This is a genomic window from Hugonella massiliensis, from assembly GCA_001486445.1.
GTDB classification, from domain to species: domain Bacteria; phylum Actinomycetota; class Coriobacteriia; order Coriobacteriales; family Eggerthellaceae; genus Hugonella; species Hugonella massiliensis.
On the sequence record LN908986.1, the window covers coordinates 106,232 to 123,095 of the forward strand.

At 66.0% G+C, this 16,864-nt stretch carries 11 protein-coding genes and 1 pseudogene; 5 read left to right on the forward strand and 7 right to left on the reverse strand.

The window, feature by feature from the left end; translation table 11 throughout:
- Positions 1 to 613: 613 nt before the first annotated feature.
- The 4 genes and pseudogenes from BN3270_RS03090 to narJ form a co-directional block, all read right to left on the reverse strand.
- The gene (locus BN3270_RS03090) at positions 614 to 1,249 is read right to left on the reverse strand and encodes a response regulator transcription factor (protein ID WP_058985730.1); all 636 of its coding nucleotides are present in this window, start codon (positions 1,247 to 1,249) and stop codon (positions 614 to 616) included.
- Positions 1,246 to 2,394, reverse strand: coding sequence for a GAF domain-containing sensor histidine kinase (locus tag BN3270_RS03095; RefSeq protein WP_058985731.1), 1,149 nt, complete (start codon positions 2,392 to 2,394; stop codon positions 1,246 to 1,248). The genes BN3270_RS03090 and BN3270_RS03095 overlap by 4 nt, the downstream gene beginning before the upstream one ends.
- A gap of 57 nt (positions 2,395 to 2,451) precedes the next feature.
- Positions 2,452 to 3,204 carry a respiratory nitrate reductase subunit gamma gene (gene narI, locus BN3270_RS03100; RefSeq protein ID WP_082673309.1) on the reverse strand — a complete coding sequence of 251 codons (753 nt, stop codon included), beginning with the start codon at positions 3,202 to 3,204 and terminating at the stop codon, positions 2,452 to 2,454.
- Positions 3,201 to 3,617: pseudogene (gene narJ, locus BN3270_RS03105) on the reverse strand (nitrate reductase molybdenum cofactor assembly chaperone); the annotation flags it as partial. The gene narI and the pseudogene narJ, both read right to left, overlap by 4 nt.
- A 65-nt stretch (positions 3,618 to 3,682) precedes the next feature.
- On the opposite strand from narJ, the gene BN3270_RS03110 reads away from it, so the two are divergent.
- Positions 3,683 to 3,871, forward strand: a complete 189-nt coding sequence (locus BN3270_RS03110) for a hypothetical protein (protein ID WP_058985733.1) — start codon at positions 3,683 to 3,685, stop codon at positions 3,869 to 3,871.
- 200 nt (positions 3,872 to 4,071) lie between these two features.
- On the opposite strand, the gene narH is transcribed toward BN3270_RS03110, so the two are convergent.
- The 3 genes from narH to BN3270_RS03125 form a co-directional block, all read right to left on the reverse strand.
- Positions 4,072 to 5,511, reverse strand: coding sequence for a nitrate reductase subunit beta (gene narH / locus BN3270_RS03115; RefSeq protein ID WP_058985734.1), 1,440 nt, complete (start codon positions 5,509 to 5,511; stop codon positions 4,072 to 4,074).
- Positions 5,501 to 9,184, reverse strand: a complete 3,684-nt coding sequence (locus BN3270_RS03120) for a nitrate reductase subunit alpha (protein WP_058985735.1) — start codon at positions 9,182 to 9,184, stop codon at positions 5,501 to 5,503. Before BN3270_RS03120 ends, narH begins: the two co-directional genes overlap by 11 nt.
- A 180-nt stretch (positions 9,185 to 9,364) precedes the next feature.
- Positions 9,365 to 10,690, reverse strand: a complete 1,326-nt coding sequence (locus tag BN3270_RS03125; RefSeq protein WP_058985736.1) for an MFS transporter — start codon at positions 10,688 to 10,690, stop codon at positions 9,365 to 9,367.
- Positions 10,691 to 11,380: 690 nt separating this feature from the next.
- Here BN3270_RS03125 and BN3270_RS09230 point away from each other — a divergent pair.
- The 4 genes from BN3270_RS09230 to BN3270_RS03140 are packed head-to-tail and all read left to right on the forward strand — an operon-like array spanning position 11,381 to position 16,102.
- The gene (locus BN3270_RS09230) at positions 11,381 to 12,406 is read left to right on the forward strand and encodes an ABC transporter transmembrane domain-containing protein (protein ID WP_082673310.1); all 1,026 of its coding nucleotides are present in this window, start codon (positions 11,381 to 11,383) and stop codon (positions 12,404 to 12,406) included.
- A gap of 5 nt (positions 12,407 to 12,411) precedes the next feature.
- Complete coding sequence (locus tag BN3270_RS09235) at positions 12,412 to 13,086, forward strand: ATP-binding cassette domain-containing protein (protein WP_271711981.1); 675 nt, start codon at positions 12,412 to 12,414, stop codon at positions 13,084 to 13,086.
- Positions 13,083 to 14,837, forward strand: a complete 1,755-nt coding sequence (gene cydC, locus BN3270_RS03135; RefSeq protein ID WP_058985737.1) for a thiol reductant ABC exporter subunit CydC — start codon at positions 13,083 to 13,085, stop codon at positions 14,835 to 14,837. Before BN3270_RS09235 ends, cydC begins: the two co-directional genes overlap by 4 nt.
- A gap of 35 nt (positions 14,838 to 14,872) precedes the next feature.
- A complete protein-coding gene (locus BN3270_RS03140; RefSeq protein ID WP_058985738.1) occupies positions 14,873 to 16,102 on the forward strand; it encodes a glycerate kinase type-2 family protein in 1,230 nt (409 codons plus the stop codon).
- The last annotated feature ends 762 nt before the right edge of the window (positions 16,103 to 16,864 follow it).

The following is a 16,864-nucleotide window of genomic DNA, read 5'->3' on the forward strand; positions in this document are numbered from 1 at the left end:
CTTGGCGGGAAAGCCATAGCGCCGCCGATTTCGTTTCGAGCAGAGGACAAAGCGCACCGCACGGATGAACCACACCAGCGTTCGAAGGCGGCGACACAGCATCCGCCCCGCCTTGCGAACAGATCGCAACCGGGACCGGGGGCGCGAGCGAATATCACGCGCCCCGTCCCGCGGGTCGAGCCAGCCGGTAGCAGGGAGCGCACGCACCCCGTCGCATGGGCGAAAGGTCATCGAGATGCAGACCGCAAGCGACCGCTATTCCGCTTAAGCCCACACGGAAACGAGGCGCGATGATCCGCTTCACGACACTCGGGATACGCCATCGGTTTCTCAGACGAGTTTTTCCCAAGAAGCCCCGACACCGGTTCTCGCATTGTATTGTTGGACATGATTTTCAGTATTGTTCGTTACGACGATTACGGTAAGGCACGATGTGCCGTACCGATTCTCACCAGCAGGGAAAAACTCGTCTGAAAGACCAAAATGACGATCATTTCATGATGTAAAGGTACAGCCAAACACCGGGGCGCAAGCGAAGCGCACGCGCCCCGTCCCGCAGGTTGAACCCGCCCCAAAACGAACCGATGCCGGGGCGGGCGGGCGCGGCGTCCCTCTACACGCGAATGAGCCCATGCGAGGCAGCGTAGTCGAACAACTCGGGTTTGGTATGCAGGCCCAGCTTCCCCATGATCTTGCTCTTCTGGCTTTCGACCGTTTTCACCGAGATATGCAGGTGCGCGGCGATGTCGTTGTTGGAATACCCCCGCACCGCCAGCGAGACGACCTCCGATTCGCGCGGCGTGAGCTCGACGGCCCCCGGCTTGGCCCCGTTGATCGCATCCTGGACGAAAGCGCCCAGAAGCTCGTGGCAGATATAGGTGTCGCCGCGCGCGGCAGTGCGAATCGCGGTGAAGAGAGCGTCGTCTTCCGAACTCTTCAACACGTAGCCCTTGGCCCCGCGCGACATGGCCTGGCGCAAATACTCCTGCTCGTCGTGCATAGACAGCATGACCACCGCAGTGGGCAGGCCCGATTCGACGACGCGTTCGCACAAGAGCAAGCCCGACTTCTCGCTTCCCATCGAGATGTCGGTCACGAGCACGTCGGGGCGGAGCGTGGCCACCATATCGAGCGCCTCTTCGGGCGACGAGGCCTCCCCCACCACTTCCATGTCGGGCTGCAGGCCCAGAATCATCTCGAACCCTTTGATGACGATCCGATGATCGTCGGCAAGCACGATGGTGATCATGCCTCCCCCTTCCTTCCCTGTCCCCCGAAGGGCACGCGAACGCGCACCGTGCATCCCTCGCCCGGCGCCGATTCCACGCTCACCTCGCCGCCGAAGGCGCCTGCCCGCTCCCGCATGCCGGCAAGCCCCAAACCGCCCCCGTGAATCTCGGGGCGATCGACGTTGAAGCCCACGCCGAAGTCGCGCACCGTCAGGCACACGCCCCCGTCGTCGGAAGCGAGCTCGACGTCGAGCGTGTCGGAACGCGAGTACTTGCAGGCGTTCGAAGACGCCTCTTGGAAAATGCGGTAGAGGGCCACTTCGGCATCGGGGTTGACGTTGCACAAATGCTCGATACGATCGGTCACGTGGATGCCGAAAGACCGTTCGATCTGACGACATTCTGCCTCGATCGCCGGTGCCAACCCCAATTCGTCGAGCGAAGCCGGACGCAGGTTCGACGCGATGCGCGACACGTGGGTAAGCACCTCGCGCAGCTCTTCGGACGCGCGCTTAATCGCTTCGGGCACCTCGTCTTCCGGCAGGTACTTGGCCTTGCGCAGCTCGATCTGCACGAGCAGGAGCTCCTGCGCCAAGCCGTCGTGAAGCTCGCGAGCGATGCGCTTGCGCTCGTCTTCCTGCGCTTGGATGATCTTATGGGTGGTTTCGGCGTACACGGGCGTCATACTTTCCGCGCGAAGGACGGAGGGCTCCACGGCCGAGGTTGAAAGCCCGGAAATGCGGGCTGCCCGCTCTTGCGCGGCCGCGTAGGCCCGAGCCGTCACCCGACGGTCGTCGCGATACGCGCATAAGACGACAAAGGCCAGGTCATCGCCTGAAAGCAAGGGGAAGGCGAGCATGCTCGTGAGGCCTTCCGAGGCGACGATCGGAAACTGGTACCACACATCGCGGGCGATGTCGATGCGGGTGTTGCCCACCACCAGGCCCCGCTTGGTAGCCGCCACCGTGCCCAGGGCGCCCACGCCTTCGGGCAGCCAGATGCGCCGGGTGCGCGGCGTAAGGCTCCCCGCCAGGCAGCTCCAGTTATAGAGGCCCCCGCGCTCCCGCGGCGCGAGCGAGACCCCCACGAAATCGAAATCGAAGCTGCTGCGCAAACCGTCGGCAAGACGGTCGCCCACCGTCACGGTGTTCTCCTCTGCAGGCATGGCAATCCTTCCCCAACGCCCCGCCCCCGCGATTCGGGAGCGGGGCCCTTTTGCAAGCTACTTCCTATCGAGGATGATAGCATCGGGGAATTCGAGGTCGCGCTCGCCATGGGCGCGCACGTCATGCATGCGAGCGCGATAGAGCACCGCCTTGCGGCGGGCATACTTGAAGGGCGCCGTGATCCCGCTGAACATATGCACGAGGCGCGTGAAGGGCAGCACCGCGAAGAGAATCATCCAGCAGCACATGTGAATCTTGAAGGCAAGGGGCACCTGCGCCATGAGCGCGATGTCGGGCTGGAAGGCAAACAGGCTGCGGAACCAGGGCGAAAGCGATTCGCGGTAGTTGAAGGCGCCCGACGCGTTCGAGAAGGTGGCCACAAGCCCCATGACGATCGTGGCGGTAAGCACTACGTAGAGGACCTTGTCGGACGTCGACGTGTTGGCCTTCATGCGCTCGTAGCCGCCGAAGCGACGGCGGATGAGCAAGATGAGGGCCAGGCCCAAAAGAACGCCGAACAGGCCGCCCATGCCGAAGGCCGCCATATGGTACATCTCTTCGGAAACGCCCAGGGCGTCGGTGGCCTCATGTGGGATGAGCACGCCGCCCACATGGCCGAAGAAGACGAAGAGGATCGACAGGTGGAAGAGGGGGTTGGCCACCCGCTCCTGCTTGCGTTCGAGGAACTCGCTCGACTTCGACGTCCAGGTGCGCGCGAAGAACACGCGGCGGATGGCCGTCACCACGATGAGCATCGTGAACGAGATATAGGGAGCGATGCCCCACAGAAAGATGTCGATGCCGTTCATGCGCGCACCGCCTCCTTTTCATAGGCGCCGGCGAGGGCAATCGCCGCCCTGACCACCTGCGCGTAATCGGAAAGATTGTGAGCTTCGAGGGCCGCCGCCAGCGAGGCGACGTCGGCGGCGGTCGTGCGAATCATCCGCGCGGCGCAGTCGGGCGCCGCCTGCGCGGCAAGCTCGAGCACCGCGGGCAGATAGTCGGGCGATTCGCTTTCAGGCTGAAAGCCGGCCTCGGTGAAGTAGACCGCGTACGAAAGCAGGTCGGTGCGGCGCTGGGCGTCGTCGCCGCGGTCGCGGCTCGTCAGGTAGAGGCTCGTGTCCTTGTTGAAGTCGAAGGCGTCGACGTAGCGCTTCTCGAATTCCTGCGCGTCCGCCGCACGCGCAGCCGCCACGAAGGCCGCAAGCTGGTCCGCCGGCTCGCCCGCAAGGCGTCGCCTACACGATCTTCACCGGGGTCTTTCCCGAAGGGCAGGGCATCGCGTCGGTGTCCCTTGAAACCGACGAGGTCATGAACGTGGGCTACATCAAACGGGCGGGGGCGCCGCTCACCCCCCTAGCCGACGAGTTCCTCGCCCTGGCGAGCGAGCGCATCTTCGCGCACACCGACATCGTCGAGCCCTCGTCGGTAGCCTTCGACTACCACTGTCGCCGCGCCGAAGGGAGCACACGATGAAACGCACGGGTTCCTCCCAGGTGCGCGGCGTCTTGCTCGCTCTGCTCGGAGGCATGCTCTGGGGCTTTTCGGCCTCCTGNCGCCCGCAAGCGTCGCCACGGCGGCATCGGCCTCGTCGAGGCCCGCGCGCCAGGCGGCGTCGGGATAGGAAAGCAGGAAGGCGGCCGTGCGCAGCCCGTCTTTCAGCTGGTCGGGAGTCATCATGCGTCGAAGCCCCCTTCGGCGCACGAGGTGCAGAAGCCGAACTCGCGCTGGGCCTGCAAGCGCTCGGCGCGCGTCATGTCGGCAGCCGCCGGGATGTTGAAGCGGTCGGGGCGCTTGGCAATCGCGAGCAGGCGGTACATCTCGTCGAGCACCTCGGGCGCGAATTCGGCCTCGGGCTCGGGAGCGCCCACTTCCTTGGCGCGCATGTGCGTGCGCACGGCCACGAGGCGGTTGATGACGGCGCGCACCGGTTCGGGATCGCCGGCGCTGAAGAGCTCGGCCAGGTAGGCGACTGGGATGCGCATCTCGTCGGCCTGCGCCAGATTGGCCGTCGCGGCCACGCGCGACAGGATGGGGCTCATGGGCGGGATGTACCAGACCATGGGCAGGGTGCGGTATTCGGCGTGCAGCGGCAGGGCCAAGCCCCACTCCTTGATAAGTTTGTAGACCGGCGAGTGCTGGGCGGCGTCGATCCAGGAGTCGGCCACCCCGTTGGCGCGGGCGCTTTCGATCACGGCCGGGTCGGTGGGATCGGCGAGCACGTCTTTGATGGCCCGCCAGATCTGGCGCGGGTCTTCCGTCGAAGCAGCGGCTTCCACCTTGTCCATGTCGTAGAGCAGCACGCCCATGTAGCGGATGCGGCCCACGCAGGTGTCGGAGCACACGGTGGGCATGCCCGATTCCAAGCGCGGGAAGCAGAAGGTGCACTTCTCCGACTTGTTGGTCTCCCAGTTGTAGTAGACCTTCTTGTAGGGGCAGGCCGGCACGCAGGCGCGCCACCCGCGGCAGGCGTCCTGGCTGATGACGACCACGCCGTCTTCGTCGCGCTTGTAGATGGCGCCCGACGGACAGGCGGCCACGCAGGCCGGGTTCAGGCAGTGGTTGCAGGTGCGCGGCAGATAGCGCATGAAGAGGTCTTCCATGTCCATCTTGATCTGGGCGCCCTGGGCGTTGGCCGCGATGAGGTCGACGTCGGCGCGGGCATATTGGGCGCCGGAAAGGTCATCGTCCCAGTTGGGGCCCCACGAGATGTCCATGCGTTCCCCGGTCACCAGCGACCGGGGACGGGCCACGGGCTGGTGCGCCTTGCGGCCCGCCGACGTGAGCTTGTCGTAGTCGTAGGTCCAGGGCTCGTAGTAGTCGTCCATGCCGGGCTGGTCGGGGTTGTAGAAGAGCTTGATGAAACGCTCGACCTTGCCGCCGGCGCGCAGCTTCAGGCGACCCTTGTCGTCTAAAGTCCAACCACCCTTCCACTCGTCCTGCTTTTCCCAGCCGCGCGGGTAGCCGACGCCCGGCCGGGTCTCGACGTTGTTGAAGTACATGTACTCGGTGCCCTTGCGGTTCGTCCATGCATTCTTGCAGGTGATCGAACAGGTATGGCAGCCAAGGCATTTGTCCAGGTTCATGACCATGGAGATTTGGGCTTTAATCCTCAAGCCAATCGACCTCCTCCATCTTGCGGACGACCACCATGATGTCGCGTTGGTTGCCCGTGGTTCCGTAGTAGTTGAATCCGTAGCTCAGCTGGCCGTAGCCGCCGATCATGTGGGTGGGCTTCACGTGGATGTGCGTGGGCCCGTTGTGGCCAGAGCCGCGCGTGCCCGAAAGCGGGGTGCCCGGCACGTAGATATGGCGGTCTTGCGCGTGGTACATGAACATGGATCCACGCGGGATGCGGGCCGTGGTGGCTACGCGGGCCGCGACGGCGCCGTTGCGGTTGAAGACCTCGAGCCAGTCGTTGTCGACCGCCCCGATCGCCTCGGCGTCCTTCTCGTTCAGAATGACCGTCTGCCCGCCGCGATAGAGGGTGAGCAGCTGCTGGTTGTCGAAGTACATCGAGTGCGTCGACCACTTGTTGTGGGGCGTGAGGTACTTGAGTGTGATCTCGCGGCGGCCCTGGGCGTCATGCTCGAGTTTGAGCGGCGTGAAGTCGAGGATGGGCTTGTAGGTAGCCAGCTGCTCGCCCCATTCCGCAATGAGCTCGTGGTCGAGGTAGAAGCTCTGACGACCCGTGATGGTGCGGAAGGGCACCTTCTGTTCGGTCGACAGGGTGAAGGGCGTGTAGCGACGGCCGGTGTTGGAACCGGTGAAGGCCGGGGTCGTGATCGTCTCGCGCGGCTGGACCTGGGTCGCCCGGTAGGTGATCTGCTCCTCTTCGCGACCGCGGGCCAGATCGGTCAGGCCCGAAAGGCCCGTCTTGCGCTCGAGGCCTTCGAAGGCCTTCACCGCCACCTTGCCGTTGGACGAGCTCGACAGGGCAAGGACCGCGTCGACCGCCTGTTCGGCCTCGACGATCGACGGCATGCCGAAGGAAGCGAGGTCCTCATCCTCGATGCGCCCGTTGCGGCCCGCAATCCACTCGTACTGGTCGGTGGCGTCCCAGCCGAAGTTCTTCGTGGGAACGTTGGGGCCCAGGCCCACGAACTTGTCGTAGGTCTTCGTGTAGTCGCGCACCACGTGCACCAGGTTGGGCATGGTCTTGCCCGGCACCGGCTCGCATTCTCCCTTGGACCAGTCGCGCACGCGCCCCAAAGGCTGGGCGAGCTCGCCGGCCGAATCGTGCTGCAGGGGCACGGCGACGATGTCGTCGAGCGGTTCGAGCTTGGCCTCCTTGGCCACCGAGCTCACGGCCGCAGCCAGGGTGCGGAAGATGTCCCAGTCGGTGCGGGACTCCCAACCCGGTTCCACAGCGGGGCTGAAGGGATGGATGAAGGGGTGCATGTCGGTCGAAGAGATATCGGTCTTCTCGTACCAGGTGGCCGTGGGCAGGACGACGTCGGAATAGAGCGGCGTCGTGGTCATGCGGAAGTCGAGGCTCACGAGCAGGTCGAGTTTGCCTTCGGTCACTTCGGGGCGCACCTTGATCTCTTCGGGAGTCGCGGCCATGCGCTCCTCTTCGACCACGCCGTTCTTGGCGCCCAGCAGGTACTTGTTGAAGTATTCCGAACCCTTGGCCGACGAGCCCAGCAGGTTGGCACGCCACACGATCAGGTTGCGCGGGAAGTTTTCCGGCGCGTCGGGATCGGCGTAGGCGAAATCGACCTGCTTGTTCTTCAGCTGGTCGACGAGGGCCGCCTTGATGGCCGCGTCGTCGGCCGCCCCGGCCGCCTTGGCTTCGGCGACGATCTGCGCGCCCGGCTTGTTGAAGGTGGGGTAAGCGGGCAGCCAACCCAGGCGGGCCGCCATGATGTTGTAGTCGCCCGAATGATGGTAGCGCGGCGTGCGCAGGGGGCTCGTGAGGTCTTCGGTGTCGATTTCGTCGCTGCGCCACTGGTCGGTCGCGAAGTAGAAGAAGGACGTGCCGTTCTGCAGGCGCGGCGGCATCTGCCAGTCGGTCGCCGTCATGACGGTCTTCCAACCTTCGGCCGGGCGCAGCTTCTCCTGGCCCACGTAATGAGCCCAACCGCCGCCGTTGCGGCCTTCGGTCGCGCAGAAGAGCAGGATGTTCAAGACCGTGCGGTAGATGTCGTCGGCATGGTACCAGTGGTTGATGCCGGCACCCATGATGATCATCGATCGGCCGCCCGTGGCGATCGAGTTGTCGGCGAACTCGCGCGCCGTGCGCACCACGAGCGCCGGGTCGACGTTGGTGATGGCCTGCTGCCAGGCCGGCGTGAAGGCCACCTCGGCGTCGTCGTAGGAAGCGGCGCACTCCCCGCCCAGGCCGCGGTTGATGCCGTACTGCGAGAGAAGCAAGTCGTGCACGGTCGTGATGCGGAAGACGGTGCCGTCGGGGGCGGTGACGGTGCGGACAGGAACGTTGCGCACGATCGTCGCCTTGCCGTCGGTGCCGAAGTAGGGGAAGGCGGTGGCCACGACGTCGTCGTGGCGGTCGATGAAGGACAGCTCGGGGTCGATCGCGTCGCCCGTGGCGCTGTCCTCGAGCTTGAGGTTCCAGTGGGCGGCATCGCCCCAGCGGTCGCCCATCGTGCCGTTGGGTACCACGAGCTTGCCGGCGATTGCGTCGGAAACGAAGAAGTTGAATTCAGGGTTGGCGCCTTCGACGCCCATGTCGGCAGCATTCAGGAAGCGGCCGGGTTCCCAATGGTCGCCGCGCTTCTCCATAATGACGGCGAAGGGCATGTCGGTGAACTGCTTGGCGTAGTCCAGGAAGAAGGGTTCGGGCTTCTTCCAGTAGTACTCGTTGAGGATGACGTGGCCCATGGCCATGGCCAGGGCGCTGTCGGTGCCCACGTTGGGTTGCAGCCAGGTGTCGGCAAAGGTGCAGAACTCGGCATAGTCGGGGCTCACCGCCGCGACCTTGGTGCCCTTGTAGCGCACTTCGGCCAGGAAGTGGGCGTCGGGGGTGCGGGTCTGCGGAACGTTGGACCCCCAGAGCATGAGGTAGCCGGCGTTGTACCAGTCAGACGATTCGGGCACGTCGGTCTGGTCGCCCCAGACCTGGGGGCTCGCCGGCGGAAGGTCGGCGTACCAGTCGTAGAAGGACAGCTGGGCCCCGCCCATGAGCTGGTTGAAGCGGGCACCGGCCGCGTAGGAGAGCATCGACATGGCCGGAATGACCGAAAAGCCGATGTTGCGGTCGGGGCCGTAGGTGTAGGCGGTGTAGAGCTCGCTCGCGGCGACGATTTCGGAAGCTTCCTTCCAGTTGGAGCGCACGAAGCCGCCCAGGCCACGGGCCTTCTTGTAGCGGGCCTTCTTTTCCGGGTCGCTCGCGATCGACGCCCAGGCGTCGTAGGGGTTCATGCCCTGGGCGCGGGCATCGCGCCACATCTCGGCGAGCTCGGCGCGCAGGTAGGGGTACTTGATGCGCAGGGGGCTGTAGAGGTACCAGGAGAAGGAAGCGCCTCTCGGGCAGCCACGGGGTTCGTGGTCAGGCATGCAATCGGGCGTCTCGGGGTAGTCGGTCGCCTGGTTCTCCCAGGTGACGATCCCGTTCTTCACATAGATGTTCCAGCTGCAGGAGCCGGTGCAGTTCACGCCGTGGGTCGAGCGAACGATCTTGTCGTGGGCCCAGCGGTCGCGGTACATGTGCTCCCAGTCGCGGCCGCCCTCGCGCAGCTCCTGATGGCCGCCTTCAGGCTGGCGCACCGGAGCCGGCGCGTCGTCGGCCTTCCTGATGTGGGAGTACTTCCTGAAAAGATGAGACATCTTCATCCTTCCTCGTCTTTTGCGGGGCCAAACGGCCCCGCGCTTCTCTACCTTCCGCAGAAACGGCGCGCGGCGCCTGCTTGCTGCGGGCAAGCTCTTAGGAAATGGGATAGAAGCGCCGCGCGTCGTCCCGCGCGGCGCGGACGGGGACGCGGCACGCGCCGCTCCCCCAGCAAAGGTCTAGCACTTCACTTCGGCGCCCTTGCGGGTGTAGACCACCCAGGTCAGCACGATCGTCGACAGGGTGAAGGCAGCGAGGATCACGAGTGCGGTGAAGTAATCGCTGCGGAAGAGGATCGGCACGATGAAGGCGCCGTAGGCGGCGATCCCGCCGGTGAAGCCCGTCACCTGGGCGGCCTGCTGACGGTCGTGGAAGATGTTGGGGACCATGCGGAAAGAAGCGCCGTTGATGAAGCCGGTCGTGGCAAAGAGGACGAGGAAGGACCCGAAGAAGAGGACGAAGTTCTGCGCCTGGATGCCCAGGATGACGGTGACCGTGGCGATGAACATGATGATGAGCGACACGAAGGTGACTTTGGCGCCCGAGTCGATCTTGTCAGACAGCCAACCGCCCACCGGACGGATGCCGGCACCGATCAGCGGCCCCAGAAACATCATGTAGGAGGCGTCGACGCTGGGGAAGACAACCTTGATGATGAGGGCAAGGGCCATCGAGTAGCCGATGAAGGAACCGAAGCCGCAGGTGTAGATCCAGGAGCAGAACCAGGTGTGCTTGTTCTTGAAGATGGCCGCCATGTCTTTGAAGCTCTGCTTGGGCATGGGCAGGTTGTCCATGAACAGTGCGACAAGCACCAAGGCTACAATCGTGGGGATGACCCATACGAAGCAGGCGTTCTGCAGATAGAGCTGGGTGCCGGCGGGCGTGGTGACGCCAGAACCGATTCCCAGGAAGGTGCCGAGCACCATAGGGGTCACGAAATAGGTGACCGCCACGCCCAGGTTGCCGATACCGGCGTTCAGGCCGTTGGCCGTGCCCTTTTCCGCAACCGGGTAGAAGAAGCCGATGTTGGCCATCGACCCCGAAAAGACCGAAAGCGCAAGGCCCAAGAAGGCGAACCAAGCGGCGAAGACGCCGAAGGGGGTCGTCGTGTCCTGCACCGCCATGCCGATGCCGATAAGGGGGATGAGCAGGATGCCCACCGTTACGAGCGTGAAGTTGCGCCCGCCCATGCGCGCGGGCAGGTAGGTGTAGACGAGGCGGCCGGTGGCGCCCACCAAGCCCGGCAGGGCGGTGAGCAGGAAGAGCTGGCCCGCATCAAAGGAAAAGCCCGCGTTGTTGAGCTGGGCGCTCACCTGCGCGGCAAGGGTGTTGATGCAAAACGTGATGAGCAGCGCGATGATCGAAACGACCAGGTTGCGCGTTGCCGTTTTCTTTCCATAGGCCTTCCAAAACGCTTCGTTTTCCGGATCCCAATGCGCGATGATCTCCTTGCGCGAGGGATGGGGGCCCAGCCCCACTGCAACCGCTGCGGTTTCTTGTGCCATATCTACCTTCTTCTCCTTCGACGCGCTCCCAGGGAGCGCAGGTGTCGGATTACCGATCTGCGGCCATTGTAGTTACCTGAAATGTGCAACTCGACGGGGATGTCCCCATCCGGGCATAGGGGTTTCTCCCTGGTGTGACGACGGGGCGGGCGCCGTCGTCACACGCACGCGCCCGGGGCCGCCGCCCCGCGACAGCGTTCCATGCCACCGCAAGACACATACGGAACGAAAATCGGGGTTCGGTGGCATGGCAATCAAGTTTTCGAGACGATTGCATGGTCTGCGACGTTCAATTCCGTATATTACTGAACATAATAAATGTATATGTTGACTACCGGTTCATTCAATCGAAACAATGAGCTCGTATTCCTCGAAAACTCAATCGACAAGCCATCGGGGCGCTGGGAGCGTTTCGCGGTCCCTGCACGCAGGTGGCGCAGGCCCGGCGAGGCTCGCATGGTAGAGCTTGTGCGCGCGGTTCCATCGCTCAGGCGGATGCAGGGCCGGTGGAGCCCGCATGGGTAGAGCTTGCGCCCGCGGATCCTGCACGCAGGCGGGCGCAGGGTCAGGCGGCCTGCCGATCGCCCCAGGCTCGGCGCTGATTCTGCATGCATATGTGGCGACATCGCCCGCCCCCGCCGTCACGGAATTGCTATAGAATGGGTAGCAATAAGGGAAGGAGACCCGCCCATGATGGACAAAACCCTCTTCGAGCTACCGGGAATGCGCGGGGCCCTCGCGCTTCTGGGCCTGGGTACCCTGGCCAAAGCCGCCTGCATCGTCGTCATGTCCCTTGCGCTGGGCGCCCTGCTCACGGGCCTGTGGGAGGGCGGGGCCTTGGCTGGCCTGATGGGCCTTGTGGTCGCCTTCCTCGCCGGGTTCTTGGGGCAGCAGGCCGTGACCGCCGTCGAAGACGCCCGGCTTTCCTCCTGGGCGCAGGGGCAGACCGCCCGCCTGCGCCGCAGCCTACTCGAGCGCGTCTTCGACACGCGCGGCCGGCTCGTGCGCGATGAGGGGACGGCCGCCGTCACCTCCGGTGCGCTCGAGGGCATGGACCAGATCGACAACTACCTGCGCACGATCCTGCCCAAGATGGTCGAGGTGGTCGTCGTGCCCCTGGCTTGTCTGGTTGCCGCCGCTTGCTTCGACGGGCTGTCGGCCGCGATTCTGGCGGTCAGCTTTCCGGTGATCATCTTCTTCATGATCCTCATCGGCAACGAGGCCCGCGATCGGGCCGAAGCCCAGTTCGGCGTCTACCAGCGCATGTCGAACCACTTCATCGACACCCTGCGGGGCATCGACACCCTGGCCGCGTTCGGCGCAGCGAAAAGCTACGAGGACACCGTCTGGCGGGTGAGCGAGCGTTTCCGCGTCGCCACGATGGGAACCCTGAAGGTGGCCACCCTTTCGGGCGCCGTGCTCGACCTGATCGCCACCCTGGGCGTGGCGGCCGTGGCCGTGATGCTCGGCTTCCGCCTGGTCGACGGGTCGGTTTCCCTGCTCACCGGGCTCACCTGCCTCGTGCTCGCGCCGGAATTCTACAAGCCCGTTCGCGCCTTCGCGTCCGACTTCCACGCCTCGCTCGACGGCAAGACCGCGCTCGCCCACGTGATGGCCCTCGTGGCCGCCCCCGCTCCGGCCTCTTATACACATCTAGATGTGTATAAGGGACAGGGGAAGGCGGTCGCCGGGTGCTCCCCGGCGGGAGCGGCTTGACCGACGTGACGGCGACCCTGCACGGGTTCGAGCGCGTGGGCATCGTGGGCGCGAGCGGGGCGGGCAAGTCGACGCTTGTCAACCTTCTCGCCGGCTTCGCCGACCCCACCGGCGGGGTCATCGCCCTGGACGGCACGCCGGTCGCGACCCTGTGCACCGAAGCCTGGCAGCGCCAGGTCCTCTACGTCCCCCAGGACCCCTACCTCTTCCACGCCAGCCTCGCCGACAACATCCGCTTCTACACCCCCGACGCCTCCGACGAAGACGTCGCAGCCGCCGTTGCCGCCCTGGGGCTCGACGAACTCGTGAGCTCCCTGCCCCGCGGCCTAGACACCGTCATCGGCGATGCGGGACGCACGCTCTCGGGCGGGCAGGCCCAACGCATCGCCCTCGCCCGCGCCCTGCTCGACCCCACGCGCCGCGTGCTCGTCCTCGACGAGCCCACCGCCCACTTGGATATCGAAACCGAACGCGAGCTCAAGGAGCGGATGCTGCCCCTCTTTTCCGACCGTCTCGTGGTGCTCGCCACCCACCGGCTCCATTGGCTGCCCGACATGGACACCGTCCTCGTGCTGGAAAACGGCGCGCTTGTCGAAGCCGGAAGCTACGAAGGGCTCATGGGGAAAGGCGGCGCACTCGCCCGCTTCGTGGACCGCGTGAGAGGAGGCGATGCCGCATGAGAACCACTCGTCCCCGCATCGACGGACGCCGTTGGATCGCGCCCTACCTGGCCCTCTACCGACCGCAGCTCGTGCGCGCCCTCGGGATGGGCGTCATCGCCTTCGCGTGCTCGTCGCTCATGATGTTTGCCGCCGGCTATCTGATCAGCTGGACGGCCACCCTGCCCGGCAGCATCTTCGTGTCGGTGCTGCCGCTCGTCGCCGTGGAAGTCTGCGGCCTGGGCAAACCGATCGTCCACTACCTCGAGCGCCTGGCCAACCACGACTGGGTCTTCCGCATGACCAGCGACCTGCGCCGCCGGCTCTACCGGGTGCTCGCCGCGCGGGCCGCTTCCACCGCCGCTCCTCTGTCGACCGGCGACGTGCTCGGCTACATCGCCGATGACATCGGGCATCTGCAGAACCTCTTTCTGCGCGTGATCTTCCCCACCGCCGTCGCCTGGATCCTGGCCCTCATCGTAGCCGCCGCTTGCGGCCTGTTCTCCCTCTGGCTGGTGGGCATCATGCTCGTCACCTTCGGCGTCACCGGCGTCCTTCTCCCTTACGTGTCGCTTCTGGTGAATCGGGCCCGCGAAGCCGAGCGCAAAGCTCTCACCGACGAGCTCTACGCCGTCCTCACCGACGATATCCTGGGCTCAGCCGATTGGATACTGGCAGGCCGCGCCGAGACCTGCATCGACCGCTTCGAAGAGGCCCAGCGCGCCCAAGCCGCCCTTGCGCGCGACCTCGACGCGCGCGACCGCCGTTTCGCGCTCGTCCTGCAGGTCGTCTTCGGCGCGGGCGCGGTGGCCACGATCGCCTGGGCTGCCGGGTATTTCGGCGCCCAGGGCGGAGCGGCCCTCAACTTCGTGGCGGCCTTCGTGCTCGGTTTCTTCCCCCTCACCGAAGCCTTCGCCCCCCTGCCCCAAGCCGCCAAGCAGGCGACTAGGTTCGCCCAGTCGATCGAGCGTTTGAACGACCTCGACGAAGAGGGCGCCGAAGCGGCAGCGTGCGACCGCACTGCCGTCGCGCACGGGTCCCAGATCAACTTGCGCGACCTCGTCTTCTCCTACCCGGGAAGCGCGCGGCCGGTCATCGACGGCGTCACGCTTTCGATCGCCCCCGGCGAGCACGTGGCCATCCTGGGGCGCAGCGGTTCGGGAAAATCGACCCTGCTCTCGCTCATCCACGGCGATGTGGCACCCACCCGCGGAACCGCGACCACAGGCGGCGTCCCCGCCGCGCACCTGGCCGCTCCCGAGGCCAGCTTCAGCCTCATGCAGCAGCAGCCCTACCTGTTCAACCGCAGCTTGCGCGACAACCTGCGCCTGGGCGCGCCGCACGCGACCGACAGCGAGCTCCTGGACGCCCTGTCCGCCGTGGGATTGGGCGACCTTGCAGGCGACCTGCCGCAGGGGCTCGACACCATGGTCGACGAAGCCGGCCGACGCTTTTCGGGTGGCCAGCGCCACCGCATCGCCCTCGCCCGCGTTCTGCTCGCGCAGGCGCCCGTGGTCCTGCTCGACGAACCGACGATTGCCCTCGACCCTCTCACCGAAGCGGATTTGCTCGACACCCTCTTCTCCGTCCTTTCCGACCGCACGATCGTCATGGTCACCCACCACTTGCAGGGCATCGACCACTTCGACCGCGTGATTTTCCTGGAAGACGGCCACATCCAGATGGACGGAGCGCCTTCCGCACTCGCCCGCACAAACGAGCGGTTCCGCACCCTGCTCGCCTTCGACCGCGGCATGGGGTCGCTACAATAGGGGCATGAGTTCAGCCTCGCGGAAAGAAGGGCCCCATGTTCGAAGAGCTGCGCGCCGACGCCGATGCGATCGTCGCCTCGTGCATCCAGGACGTCCTGCCCGACGCCGCCGTTGAGGGCGCTCTCGAATACTTCTACCCCGGCGCGGGACGCACGATCGTCGTCGCCGTGGGGAAGGCCGCCTGGCAGATGGCCGCGGCTGCACTTCGGGTGCTCGACCACATCGACGCGGGCATCGTGATCACCAAGTACGGGCATGCGCGCGGGCCGCTCGCCGGCTTCGACGTCTACGAGGCCGGCCATCCCTTGCCCGATGCCAACGGCGTGGCCGCCACCGCCCGGGCCCTGAAGCTGACCGATGGGCTTTCGGAAGACGACACCGTGGTCTTTTTGGTGTCCGGCGGGGCAAGCGCCCTCTTCGAACGCCCTTACCTCCCCATCGGCGAGCTGCGCGACATCACCGCCCAGCTGCTCGCGAGCGGGGCCGACATCGTGGAGGCCAACACGATCCGCAAGCGCCTGAGCATGGTGAAGGGCGGTCGTTTCGCCGAGCACTGCGCCCCGGCGCAGGTGGTGGGCATCGCCCTTTCGGACGTCATGGGCAACCGCCCTGACATGATTGCGAGCGGGCCCATCTCGCCCGACCCGAGCACCTGCGAAGACGCGCTCGCAGTGGTGCGCCGGCGCGGGCTGAGCCTGTCGCCCGAAGCCCTCGAGCAGCTGCAGATGGAAACGCCCAAGGACATTGACAACGCCACCCTGCAGGTGGCGGGCAGCGTCGCCCAGCTTTGCCAGGCAGGTGTGAAGGCGGCGCGCCAGCTGGGCTACAAGCCCCTCGTCCTCACCGACCGGCTCGACTGCGAGGCGCGCGAAGCCGGCCGCATGCTGGGCAGCATCGCCGCCACCCAGGCCGAGCACAACCGCAAGCTGGCCCTTTTCGCCGGCGGTGAAACCGTTGTCCACCTTGCGGATGCCGGCACGGGCGGCCGCAACCAAGAGCTCGCCTTGGCCGCCGCCGGCGTCCTCGACGGCAAGCGGGCGGCCGTCTTCTCCTTCGGCAGCGACGGCACCGACGGACCCACCGACGCGGCGGGCGGCTACGTCGACGGCCACACGGCTCTTGCCCTACGGCAGGCAGGCATCGATGCGGCCGCGGCCCTGGCCGCCCATGATTCGCACCCCGCCCTCGCCGCCGTGGACGGTCTCATCGTCACCGGTCCCACCGGGACCAACGTCTGCGACCTCGCCTGCGCCCTCATCGGGTGATCTGACGGCGCCAACGAAGCGCGGGGCGTGCGGGCACGTTCCGATGGCCCCTTCCGCGCTGCCGCCTTCGACCACCTGCACAGCCTTGGTCTCGACCGGCCCTGCCCATTCTGCAGGGCCGGTGCGCGGTTCCGCCCATTCCACAGGGCCGGCGCAATCCCCGTGCTCGTTTCGCAGGGCTAGCGCAATCGCCTGCTCATTTCGCAGGGCCTACGCAATCCCCCTGCTCGTTTCGCAGGGCCGGTGCAATCGCCTGCTCGTTTCGCAGGGCCGGCGCACGGGGTTGCGCTCGTGACCCCCGCATGCGGGGCCCTCTGCTCAGAACGCAGGGGGATGTCGCGCCGAACGGGCAAATCCCGCTCATCCCGCAGGGCCCTTGCACGGTTCCGCTCATAACGCAGGGCCGTGACGGGTTTCGCGTGCCTTACCCCTGCGAAACGAGCTTTGGAAGCGCCATTTCCCGTTCGGCGTGCAAGGGCCCTGCATGTTGTGCAGGCGGGCACAGGGGATAGGGCGATGGCGCGGAGGGCCAGGGGAAAGGGATAGGGCGATGACGAGGAGATGCGGGCAAGGGTAAAGCCGCGGGGCGCGGGCGCGGGCGCGGGCCTCTGCCGCGGCGCATGAGCGAAGACACCGCCAATCGGCAAGGGTAAAGCCGCGGGGCGCGGGCGCGGGCCCCTGGCACGGCGCAGGAGCGAAGGCACCGCCAATCGGCAGCATGGCGCCCCTCGGTGAGTCAAAGGAGTCGCACGTGGTCGACTC

Excerpts from the sequence above, each read along its gene's own strand:
- BN3270_RS03090 (WP_058985730.1), bottom strand. The coding sequence starts at position 1,249 with ATGATCACCATCGTGCTTGCCGACGATCATCGGATCGTCATCAAAGGG.
- BN3270_RS03095 (WP_058985731.1), bottom strand. The coding sequence starts at position 2,394 with ATGCCTGCAGAGGAGAACACCGTGACGGTGGGCGACCGTCTTGCCGAC.
- narI (WP_082673309.1), bottom strand. The coding sequence starts at position 3,204 with ATGAACGGCATCGACATCTTTCTGTGGGGCATCGCTCCCTATATCTCG.
- BN3270_RS03120 (WP_058985735.1), bottom strand. The coding sequence starts at position 9,184 with ATGTCTCATCTTTTCAGGAAGTACTCCCACATCAGGAAGGCCGACGAC.
- BN3270_RS03125 (WP_058985736.1), bottom strand. The coding sequence starts at position 10,690 with ATGGCACAAGAAACCGCAGCGGTTGCAGTGGGGCTGGGCCCCCATCCC.
- BN3270_RS09230 (WP_082673310.1), top strand. The coding sequence starts at position 11,381 with ATGATGGACAAAACCCTCTTCGAGCTACCGGGAATGCGCGGGGCCCTC.
- cydC (WP_058985737.1), top strand. The coding sequence starts at position 13,083 with ATGAGAACCACTCGTCCCCGCATCGACGGACGCCGTTGGATCGCGCCC.
- BN3270_RS03140 (WP_058985738.1), top strand. The coding sequence starts at position 14,873 with ATGTTCGAAGAGCTGCGCGCCGACGCCGATGCGATCGTCGCCTCGTGC.